10 protein-coding genes are annotated in these 10482 nt (G+C 39.4%); 4 read left to right on the forward strand and 6 right to left on the reverse strand.

Annotation, left to right across the window (positions count from 1 at the left end; translation table 11 throughout):
* The first annotated feature begins 86 nt into the window (after positions 1-86).
* Both ACM0OT_RS22985 and ACM0OT_RS22990 read left to right on the forward strand, forming a co-directional pair.
* Positions 87-242: a DUF2256 domain-containing protein gene (locus tag ACM0OT_RS22985; RefSeq protein WP_414566692.1), complete on the forward strand. Its 156-nt coding sequence runs from the start codon at positions 87-89 to the stop codon at positions 240-242.
* A gap of 111 nt (positions 243-353) precedes the next feature.
* Positions 354-1307, forward strand: coding sequence for an isoaspartyl peptidase/L-asparaginase (locus ACM0OT_RS22990; RefSeq protein ID WP_414566693.1), 954 nt, complete (start codon positions 354-356; stop codon positions 1305-1307).
* 19 nt (positions 1308-1326) lie between these two features.
* On the opposite strand, the gene ACM0OT_RS22995 is transcribed toward ACM0OT_RS22990, so the two are convergent.
* The 5 genes from ACM0OT_RS22995 to ACM0OT_RS23015 all read right to left on the reverse strand — a co-directional run bounded on the left by ACM0OT_RS22995 (position 1327) and on the right by ACM0OT_RS23015 (position 6189).
* Positions 1327-1758 (reverse strand): DUF29 family protein, encoded by a 432-nt coding sequence (locus ACM0OT_RS22995; RefSeq protein WP_414566694.1) that lies wholly within the window; start codon positions 1756-1758, stop codon positions 1327-1329.
* A 52-nt stretch (positions 1759-1810) separates the two neighbouring features.
* Entirely contained in the window at positions 1811-1966 is a 156-nt protein-coding gene (locus ACM0OT_RS23000; protein WP_414566695.1) for a hypothetical protein, read from the reverse strand.
* 21 nt (positions 1967-1987) lie between these two features.
* Positions 1988-3364, reverse strand: a complete 1377-nt coding sequence (gene glmU / locus ACM0OT_RS23005) for a bifunctional UDP-N-acetylglucosamine diphosphorylase/glucosamine-1-phosphate N-acetyltransferase GlmU (protein WP_414566696.1) — start codon at positions 3362-3364, stop codon at positions 1988-1990.
* Between the two features lie 140 nt (positions 3365-3504).
* Positions 3505-4755, reverse strand: a complete 1251-nt coding sequence (locus ACM0OT_RS23010) for an HD domain-containing phosphohydrolase (protein ID WP_414566697.1) — start codon at positions 4753-4755, stop codon at positions 3505-3507.
* Between the two features lie 534 nt (positions 4756-5289).
* Entirely contained in the window at positions 5290-6189 is a 900-nt protein-coding gene (locus ACM0OT_RS23015; protein ID WP_414566698.1) for a tRNA (5-methylaminomethyl-2-thiouridine)(34)-methyltransferase MnmD, read from the reverse strand.
* A 136-nt stretch (positions 6190-6325) separates the two neighbouring features.
* Between ACM0OT_RS23015 and ACM0OT_RS23020 the strand changes: the two genes are divergently transcribed.
* Positions 6326-7147, forward strand: a complete 822-nt coding sequence (locus tag ACM0OT_RS23020; RefSeq protein ID WP_414566699.1) for a sulfurtransferase — start codon at positions 6326-6328, stop codon at positions 7145-7147.
* A 15-nt stretch (positions 7148-7162) separates the two neighbouring features.
* Here the strand turns inward: ACM0OT_RS23020 and ACM0OT_RS23025 are convergent, their stop codons facing one another.
* Entirely contained in the window at positions 7163-8458 is a 1296-nt protein-coding gene (locus ACM0OT_RS23025) for a hypothetical protein (RefSeq protein WP_414566700.1), read from the reverse strand.
* A gap of 528 nt (positions 8459-8986) precedes the next feature.
* On the opposite strand from ACM0OT_RS23025, the gene ACM0OT_RS23030 reads away from it, so the two are divergent.
* Positions 8987-10482: FecR domain-containing protein (locus tag ACM0OT_RS23030; protein WP_414566701.1), on the forward strand; the 1496-nt coding region annotated here is incomplete at its 3' end.

Raw genomic sequence — 10482 nt, forward strand, 5'->3', positions numbered from 1 at the left:
TCCAGGTATCCTTCCTGTGTAACGAACTCGTTATAATAATTTTCCATTACTCTCAAAAATCTAACTCAAATCTTTACGGTATTGCTATGGGACGCGTTCGCTCTAAATCTGACCTACCCACAAAAATCTGTCCGGTATGTCAACGTCCCTTCACTTGGCGTAAGAAATGGCAAGATTGCTGGGATGAAGTGAAATATTGCTCAGAACGTTGTCGTCGTCGGCGTTCTGATGCAAAAAGTTAAAAGGGATTAGGGACTGGGGAAGAGTTTTCTGAATAACCAATACTTAAATATCCAATCCTTCGTCAAACCAATGGCAACTGAGATGCAAGTAGTGCAGGGGTTATAAAATAAATGAAGTTACAGGTGCAACCTAAAGTAATTATTCATGGAGGAGCGGGTAGTTCTCTCCACGGCAAAGGAGGAGTAGAAATAGTACGCCGCTCACTCTATACAGTAGTAGAGGCAGTTTATTCTCTTTTATTGTCAGGAGCAACTGCTTCAGAGGCAGTGGTACAGGGTTGCCAAATGTTAGAAGATGACCCCCGCTTTAATGCTGGTACTGGTTCGGTATTGCAATCTGATGGTCAAATCCGCATGAGTGCTTCATTAATGGATGGCAAATCAGGGCGCTTTAGTGGTGTGATTAATATCTCACGGGTGAAGAATCCCATTGAATTGGTACATTTTTTGCAAAATTCGCCAGATCGGGTATTGTCAGATTACGGTGCGGCGGAACTGGCACGGGAGTTACAAGTTCCCAGCTACAATGCTTTAACTGATTTGAGATTGCACGAATGGATACAAGAACGTCAAGATAATTTTAAAAGCACAATGGCTGGTGTGGTCGCAGAACCTGAACTAGTAGAATCTAGTAATGCTGGACGTGGTACTATTGGTGTGGTAGTTTTAGATTCCTATGGTGGTTTATCTGTAGGTACTTCCACGGGTGGTAAGGGCTTTGAACGGATTGGCAGAGTCAGTGATTCGGCAATGCCCGCAGGTAATTATGCTAACAATCATGCAGCAGTCAGTTGCACTGGCATTGGGGAAGATATTATTGATGAGTGTTTAGCAGCCAAGATTGTGGTGCGGGTGACAGATGGCACTTCCTTGAAGGATGCAATGCAACGATCTTTTAACGAAGCACATGAGAATAAGCGAGATTTAGGAGCGATCGCCCTTGATGCCAATGGGATAATTTCATGGGGTAAAACTAGTGAAGTTTTACTTGCGGCCTACCATGATGGCACTTGTATTGGTGATACTTTGGAATGGAATGATGGCCAATTAGTTGGCTGTTGTTAAGTTGCTGGTTGGGTTATAGTTACGCTGAGGTTTTTTGAATTAGTTGCAATGCTTGAGTTAATATTTCTGTTTCGTTCAGCATTGCGGCTAGTTCTTCGGCTTCGTAACGTCCTTCAAATGCTTCTAAGGATGCTCTTTTGAGTGCTATGAGATATCCTTGTTGGAGAATATCTCTGAGTTCTGTTGAATTTAAATAGTAACCACCAGATTTACGGCGCTGATTAGTTTTGTTGATTTCCCGTACTGCATTTTCTAGGGAAATCTCCCATGAGCGAGTCGAACGTTTTTCAGCTTGTTGTTTAATTAAATGGATGAGCAGAATTACGCCATAACTGTCAATTTTGTTAATTTTGTCACTTAGGCTCATTTCTTCTAACTCATCCACCAATAACAAAGCCTCTGGAATTTTGCCTTGTTCTAGAAGTTGCCTTAGTTCTAGTAGTTCTTCCATATTGCAAGGGGGAATTTTGGCTTTACTACTCAATTTATTGACACTCTCACCGCTAATTGCTTTCCTTCGGAACGCTCCGCGAACGCAATGTAGCGGGAGATTCTTGCTTCTCAGAAACACGCTTTTTGGCACAAGTACCAACGAGTCTTACTGATTCTCCACAAGCTTGAATTTCTGTGTGTCCCACAGTATTTGATAGATTAAACATTTTGTAAAAATCCCAGATAATTCATTTGTGTTCATTTGTGGTTTTATTTTCCCCACTTTTCTTTTGCCAATCTGGTTTCACCACCTGACGACTACGAGCAATTACTAAAGAATTATCAGGAACATCTTCTGTCACAGTTGAACCTGCGGCCACGTAGACATCATCCCCTAAGGTGAGTGGTGCTACTAAAACGCTATTGGAACCAGTTTTAGTGCGATCGCCTATTTTAGTATGATGTTTTTTCACGCCGTCATAATTGGCAGTAATTGTACCGGCACCGATATTCACTTGCTTACCGACAGTACTATCACCTAAGTATGATAAATGAGCGGCGTTAGTGCGATCGCCTAACTGAGTATTTTTCAATTCGACAAAATTACCCACACGGCAATTAGCACCTACTTGTGCATGACCCCGTAAATGAGCATAAGGCCCAATCTTCGTCCCTGTCTGGACAATGCTATCTGCAACTACTGAATATAGAACTGTGACGTTTTCACACAATTGACTATTTTCTATTAAACTCCCAGGCCCGATGCGGCTTCCTGTCTGAATCGTGGTATTTCCCCGCAGGTGGGTTTGAGGTTCAATAATTACATCTGGTTGCAATTCTACAGTGTCATCAATGGTAATGCTGCTAGGATCGATGAGGGTAACACCAGCAGCCATCCATTTGTCTTTGACGCGTCTTTGTAAAATTTCATCAGCCGTGGCTAATTGTAGGCGATCATTGATGCCGAGAATTTCTTGAGAATCTTCTACATCCACAGCCATCACTTTGCCTACTTGGGTGACAGCATCGGTGAGGTAATATTCCTTTTGAGCATTGTTAGCCTGTAAATGCGGCAAAACCTGGGCTAAATCCTGCCACCGAAAACAATAAACTCCGGCATTAATCCGCCGATTTTGTCTTTGAGCAGCAGTACAATCTTTTTCTTCCACAATTTGCTGCACCAGATGTTCATCGTTGCAAAAAACCCGCCCATAGCCCTTGGGTTCAGGGAGGTGGGAGGTGAGAATAGTGGCGGCGTTTTGATTTTCTTGGTGAGTTTGTAATAGCTGTTTTAGGGTTTGGGTGCGTAACAAAGGCACATCACCATTTAGCACCAATAAATCCCCAGAGTAGCCCTCTAAGTGGGGTAATAATTGCTGGATGGCGTGACCTGTACCCAGCTGTACAGTCTGTTCAACAAACTCCAATTTTGGAGACTGCATGGCTGTTTTGACTTCTTCAGCCTGATATCCGACAATCACCATCCGCCGTGAAGGCGCAAGCGGTTCTACACTGTCGAGAACTCTCTCAACTAGCGATCGCCCACCCAAAGAATGTAAAACCTTGGGTAGATGTGATTTCATCCTTGTGCCGCGTCCCGCCGCTAGAATTGCTACAACTACCATAATTTAGCTATCAGTGAATTCCGCTTTCGCGCTTGATCATTTGAGATAGATTTAGGCCCAAATCATACCAGCTAATCAGCGCCAACACCAAAATTTAGTGCTTACCAAAGCGATTGATTATTTTTTTATTTGTCAGTCCCTCATCCATAAATTTGGGTTGGAGACAGCATCAGAGAGTGAATAAAAGCTGCAAATTCTTTTACTAGTTGAGGATTACGCCAACCTAAATCGGTTTCTTCTTGCATGACAACTAGTGCTTCGTCGCAATTGAAGGCTTTTTTATAAGGTCGTTCGCTAGTTAAAGCATCGTAAATATCGATAATTTGAAATATTTGCGCTATGTAAGGAATGTCATCGCCTTTGAGTCCATCGGGGTAGCCTGAGCCATCCCAGCGCTCGTGGTGATGGCGAATAATGGGAATTACACCTTGCATACTGCGTAGTGGCTGGCAGATTTGTTCCCCAATCAAAACATGCTGCTTCATAATTACCCAATCTTCGGGAGTGAGTGTACCTTTTTTCAGTAGCACTGCGTCAGGAATACCCACCTTGCCAATATCGTGAAGATAACCGCCCCACATCAAATCCCGAATTTGGTAACGTGAAAGACTGAGATATTCACCAAACGCTTGTCCTAGTTTGACTAGCCGTTCACAATGGTCGCCTGTGTTGGGGTCACGACTTTCTATGGCTCTAGCAATAGAAAATAGTACTTTTTCAGCATGGTCTAAGTCTTCATTCAAACGCTTCTGCTGTACTAAGGACTTGACCCGTGCTGATAGTTCTACACTGTCAAAGGGTTTGCTGAGAAAATCATCCGCCCCGACTTCAATTCCTCGAATCCGCGATCGCCTATCATTTAATGCTGTAATAAATATTACGGGTATTAATCTAGTATGTTCGTTCTGCTTTAGCCTTTGGCAAACTTCAAATCCATCCATTCCCGGCATCATCACATCCAGCAAAATTAAATCTGGTTGTTTTTGTTGCACCAGCACCAAAGCCGCAGCACCACTATCCGCCTCAATAATTTCGTACCCTTCCATCGACAACAGAGCAGCCGCAGTCATCCGACTAGCAGTATGATCGTCAACTACTAAGACTTTTGGCGATTCTGAATCAACACCGTTCACTACTTCAGAAGCTTTAGTTTGTGGAGTTCTAGAGATTAATGAATCATAACCATAATGAATATCAGGTTTCATCCAAGCCGGTGCTACTCGTGTCTGTTCAACTAAAAGTTCTTGGGGAGCCAAGCCTAAGGGACAAGCATCTAAATTTTGTAATTCCAATACGTGATTAGAATCTATACGATTTACTTTGTTTAAGGGGTTTGACCCACCAAATTGTTCTTCAGTAGAGTCTGTAAAGTTGGAACTCCATGAAATCACAAAAACACCCCAATTTTTTGAATAAGTTAACAGTGTTTGACTGCAAAAACAAATATAGTCTTTGACTATATTACACTCTATATTCACCAAGTTTTAGGCACTGTCTGAGTCTGCTTGTCTGAATATATGTAGCGTATTCCTATATCGGTTGCGAGAACACTATAAATATTAATAGGAGAATTTTGTTCTCTTATTTTTTTGTCTCTCATTCCAGTATGATAAATTCGTGCAAATGTTCAATCAGGTTTTTTACGGAGATTTATTAACATAGAAGCGCCAAAAAATGTTGTCATCGTTCAATTTAGATCAAACTAGTGTAGTGAGAATTTAAAGTTTTGATTTGATTCAGATAAAGGTACGTATTTTCTGTCAGCAATTTTAGGACTTACCCCAATATAAAAAAAATACTGTAAGTTCTGTAACTTAAAATACAAAATTTATATATAGTAATTGGAATTACCAAAACTTATCTTAACTTGACACAATCTGCCGACTTGAGGACTGAGGGAGATGAGAAAAATAACCTTTGGCTGATTATGAAGACGAACGGTTATGACCCTTTGCGAATAACCATCGTTTGCGCCAACGAGATGTAGGTTCTAGCGAACAGGCTTGTTGTTCTTGCTGTCGCCGCATGACTATGACATGTGCAGGATCGTTTAATTGGGGATCTCGATAGGGAATAGCTGCACGAGTTAACAAATGTTCTTGTTCTTCTTGAGAGAGGGGAGGGAAAAGATGATATTTTTGGTAACCTGCAACTGTACCAGGCGAGCGCTTACCGACAACAGGGGGAGTGGAAGCTATTTCTAATCCAGCAGCTAAAAGGGCTGTACGTACAGCAACAGCACAAGAATAAGTTGCTAGTAAGCCCTCAACGTGTAAACACTGAGAAACTTTTTGGATGAACTCAGTAGTCCATAAGTGAGGACACTGAGGTGGTGAAAAGGGATCTAAAAAAATTGCATCAGCTTGAAAGCCTGATTGATGTACCTGTGCAATGGAACTTCTCGCATCACCAATTAATAGTTTCGCCTGGAGGTGATCTGTTTGCACATGAGACTGAAACGCCAACTCGCTCAAAATGTCTGTGTATTCGTAGTTCCAGTTGTCTAATAAATGATGGGCGATCGCCGCTTGGGGTACAGATGGATTGAGTTCCAAACCAATTAATTCCACATCACAATGAGGATTAACTGCCCAAATTGTCTCCAAAGCAGCGGCTGTGTTGTATCCTAGACCATAACAAATATCTAAGAGCCGCAAAACAGGTCTGGTGGCAGATTGAGCTAGTTGAGTAGGAACTACAAATTTGCAAAAACTTTCCTGTTTAGCCCCAAAATGGCTGTGAAAGGATTCACCAAACTCTTGAGAGACAAAGGTGAATGAACCATCTGCTGTTAGCTGTGGTACAAAGTTTTCAAACTGTGTCATGGCAATTTTTCCACGAATAACTAGCTAATAAAGATATTTTGAGTAAGGGACATCTAAAAATTAAATTACTCAATTTTCACATCCCATACGACTATCAAATTTATTCTCCCCTTGCTCACTAAACCGATTGATATTTATGGCTGACACCCAATTTGTTGTTTCTCCCACCTGGCTGTTTGAACATCTTCATGATTCACAAGTCGTCATTGTGGATTGTCGCTTTTCTCTTGCTGATCCACAACTAGGACAACAACAGTACCAAGCAAGTCATATAGAAGGTGCCTATTATCTAGATTTGAATCAGGATCTTTCTAGTCCTGTAGGTAAGCATGGAGGGAGACATCCTTTACCTAACCTGATTGATCTAGCCAATAAATTATCAGCCATTGGAATAGATTCTCAAAACAGTTTCGTTGTGGCTTATGATGATTCTCGCCTAGCCTTTGCATCTCGTCTTTGGTGGTTATTGCGCTATCTAGGACATGAACAAGTAGCCGTCTTAGATGGCGGATTTGCGGGTTGGCAAAAAGCTGGTTATGTTGTCACAAATGTTATTCCCCAACCGCAAAAAGGTACTTTTAACCCCCAAATCATCACAGAACTAGTAGTAGATATTGAGACTGTGAAAAAATGCCAAGATTCACCAGATGTAGTTTTGGTAGATTCTAGAGAAGGCGATCGCTACCGAGGTGAACGAGAACCAATAGATAAAATTGCTGGTCATATTCCTGGTGCAGTCAACTATCCTTGGCAAGAAGTTACAAATGCTTCAGGTTACTTACTTACCCCAGCCCAACAACGCCAACGGTGGGAAAAGCTAGAGTCAGCAAAAGAAGTTTTAGTTTATTGCGGTTCTGGTGTGACGGCTTGTGTGAATTTACTTTCTTTGGAACTAGCCAATATTCACACAGGTAAACTTTATGCTGGTAGTTGGAGTGATTGGATTAGTTATATGTAGGTATGAGGAAATTTCTTAAAATTCAAATAATAGCAAATTGTAGTTAATGCTCAAAAACCAACCATCAAAGTTAATATTACTATCCGTAGAACTACCAAATGTCCAGCCACTTTGTAGATTAAGACTACTAGAGTTAGATATTTTATAAGATACTTGACCAAATAACCGATGATAATAATCGTTGCGTGCTTGTTGAGTAAATTGTAATAAATTTAACTGGTAGTTAAAACCAACTTGCAGAGATTGTTGCAAATTATAGTTGAAAGCAATTAATCCAGAATTAATAATTCTACTGCGACTATCAGGGTTAGAAAAATTAGCTTTAAATTCATAAAAGCTATTTAATGTCAATGCTGGAGTTAAAACATCTCGGCGGAACAAAAACAATCTTAGAGAATTTTCATCTAAAAAACGGTCGCCTGCTTGGAAGCGATCGCTATTTCTAGCGTAGAAAAATTGTTGATTACTCCAGCCAATTGCTCCATAGAGTCTTGGTGACAATTGATGATAAAGGCTAACATCAAATCTGACTTGATTATAATTAAATGTAGATTGATTTATATATCGAATAAAATTACCATCAATTAATCCATTTATATAAGTCTGAGAACCAACAGGAATATATACAGATGCTAGTCTCAATCCAGAAAATATCAATCCATCATCAATGAGATCAATATTAGATGAAAAAATATTACTTGTTTGATAGAAACCTAAACGAGCTTGTAAATTACCTGTAGGTTTCAATACAGGTTGAGGTAATTCTGGTACAGAGGGTAATTCTGGTACGGGAGGTAATTCTAGTGGTAAGGGTTGAGGACGTACCCGCAGTCCCAGTTCTGGAAATTGATTTGACTCATTCTCTGTGGCTTCTCTAGTCTCACGTAATCTCTGTCTTAACCTATCTAGTCTTTCATTTCTAGTGTTCTGCGTTTGATTTAATTTTTCTGTCGGTATTGAGGGGGATTCAAGAAAATCCTCCCGCTGTACTTCTAACTGTGGTGATTCAAATTGTAACTGACTATTTGGAGTATCTTCTTGAACTAAAATATTAGATTTGACTGATGGTTGAATTTGCAATGCTTGTTCTATTAATACCAACTCCGATACATTGAAGTGTTGCCATTTATATTTAGTTAGCTCTAGTTTGTTTATTTGGCAAATTTGAACACTATTTTGAGAATTTTTTGAATCTTCACTTATTGATTTTAGCTCATTTTGACAACTATATTGCTCTAAATCTACAGCCCAAACAGTATCTATTGCAACATAGCAAAAATTGCCAATACTGGAAATAAACCAAATACTCACCAACAAATTTTTCCAGCCATGAGATTGCATCAGATATGAAAATGTATTAAAAGCTACTAATAAAAATCAACGAAGAATATCGACCTCAGTTCTAAATTATTCCTAACTCTGACTACTTTTATGAATGATAGTCAAGATATAACCTAATTAGGAATTATACTTTTTATTGTCAAAACTTAAACATTATGTTTTGTAAAACTTTAAATCATTATTGTTCAGTTAATTGTCAAAATTTATATAGAATTAAGTGAAATAACGTAATTCAAATTTGGCGTTTAAATGTATAATTATTAACACGAGTTGTCTCTCCCCTCAAATGCACAAGTCAAAAAATAACACAATTATTGCTGAAATTAACTTAAAATAGTTGTTAAATCTATCTTTCGATAATTAATAATTATAGTCCAAATTGATGAAAACTTGCGTAGTACATAAAATGAAGTACCTTTTGGGGGATTCCAGTAAAATAAAACCCCCCTGTACATTCGACTGCGTTGGTATTGATGAAAATTACCAAGAGTTGTAACTATGCTGAAAAAATTGTTCCCACTTTTAATAATTAGTTTATGGGGCATAACGATTATTTTGCCAAATCGTGCAAATGCCACGACTCCTTTAACTCGCGCTGAGATTCAATACCTCCGCAACTTAGTGCAGTTTATTCCAGGAAATAATATGAAAACGCGTCCAGCGCGCAAAGCTGATCCTATGGTTCCTGGTGATGGTTTATCCACCGGTAAAGCTTCCCTTGCAGACTTACGCTTTAATGATGGTTCATTAGCAAGGATTGGGGAACAAGCTGTATTTCAATTTTTACCAAAAACTCGCAACTTTAGATTATCAAATGGTACAGTCCTGTTACTGATTCCTCCAGGTAGAGGAAGAACACAAATACAAACACCAAATGCAGCCGCAGCAATTCGGGGTTCTGCATTATTTGTCCGTTATGATCAACAAACAGACACAACAGTTGTTGGTGCATTAACAGATAGCGGTATTGAAGTTTCTAACCAAGAAGCTTCCCAAAATCAAGTGTTAGAAGCAGGACAGTTATTAGTCGTAGTAAGAGGTGAATTTCAGGGCTTATATGATTTTGATTTAAGAACTTTTTATGAAACCAGTGATATGGTGCAGGGATTAGATTTAAATAATCCAGATATTGAAAATATACCAGATGAAGATATTGCCAGTGTGCAAGAAGAAATTACTACAGCTGTAAAAAAACAAGTGCCTGTAAGTGGTGAAAAAGTAATTGATAATCCTTCTTTTTTACAACTCGCTCCTAATTCATCAAATTCAACAAAACAAGAAGTTATCAAAAATAATCAGTCATCACAAACTGATGATTCATCAACAGATACAGAAGAAACCAGTTCAGATAATGTTCCCAAATCTGAAAATGTTAACAATACTGACTCTCGTGATGTAGAAGATAAGAAAACTCCAGTTGTCGAAGATAAGAAAGTTCCAGTTGTCGAAGATAAGAAAGTTCCAGTTGTCGAAGATAAAAAAACTCCAGTTGTCGAAGATAAGAAAACTCCAGTTGTCGAAGATAAAAAAACTCCAGTTGTCGAAGATAAGAAAACTCCAGTTGTAGAAGAGAAGAAAACTCCAGGGTTGGGAAATAACAATCCAACCGGATTAGGGGATAAAAAACCACCAGGGTTAGAAAATAACAGTTCTCCAAGATTAGATAACAGTAATCTGCCAGGATTAGGGGATAAAAAACCACCAGGGTTAGAAAATAAAAATCCAGCGTCAGAAACCAACAATCCGCCAGGTTTGGAAACTAATCCGCCAGGTTTGGAAACTAATACGCCAGATGTGGAAACCAACAATCCACTCGAATTGGAAACTAATAATCCGCCAGGATTAGAGAACAATAATCCACCAGGTTTGGAAACTAACAATCCGCCAGATGTGGAAACCAACAATCCACCCGAATTGGAGAACAATAATCCGCCAGATGTGGAAACCAACAATCCACCCGAATTGGAGAACAATAATCCGCCAGATGTGGAAAC

The sequence above is a fragment of the Anabaena sp. CCY 9613 genome, from assembly GCF_963920895.1.
Lineage (GTDB): Bacteria > Cyanobacteriota > Cyanobacteriia > Cyanobacteriales > Nostocaceae > Cyanocohniella.

Bases quoted from the DNA above. Each gene is read 5' to 3' on its own strand.
- ACM0OT_RS22985 (WP_414566692.1), top strand. From the start codon at position 87: ATGGGACGCGTTCGCTCTAAATCTGACCTACCCACAAAAATCTGTCCG.
- ACM0OT_RS22990 (WP_414566693.1), top strand. From the start codon at position 354: ATGAAGTTACAGGTGCAACCTAAAGTAATTATTCATGGAGGAGCGGGT.
- ACM0OT_RS22995 (WP_414566694.1), bottom strand. From the start codon at position 1,758: ATGGAAGAACTACTAGAACTAAGGCAACTTCTAGAACAAGGCAAAATT.
- ACM0OT_RS23000 (WP_414566695.1), bottom strand. From the start codon at position 1,966: ATGTTTAATCTATCAAATACTGTGGGACACACAGAAATTCAAGCTTGT.
- glmU (WP_414566696.1), bottom strand. From the start codon at position 3,364: ATGGTAGTTGTAGCAATTCTAGCGGCGGGACGCGGCACAAGGATGAAA.
- ACM0OT_RS23015 (WP_414566698.1), bottom strand. From the start codon at position 6,189: ATGACACAGTTTGAAAACTTTGTACCACAGCTAACAGCAGATGGTTCA.
- ACM0OT_RS23020 (WP_414566699.1), top strand. From the start codon at position 6,326: ATGGCTGACACCCAATTTGTTGTTTCTCCCACCTGGCTGTTTGAACAT.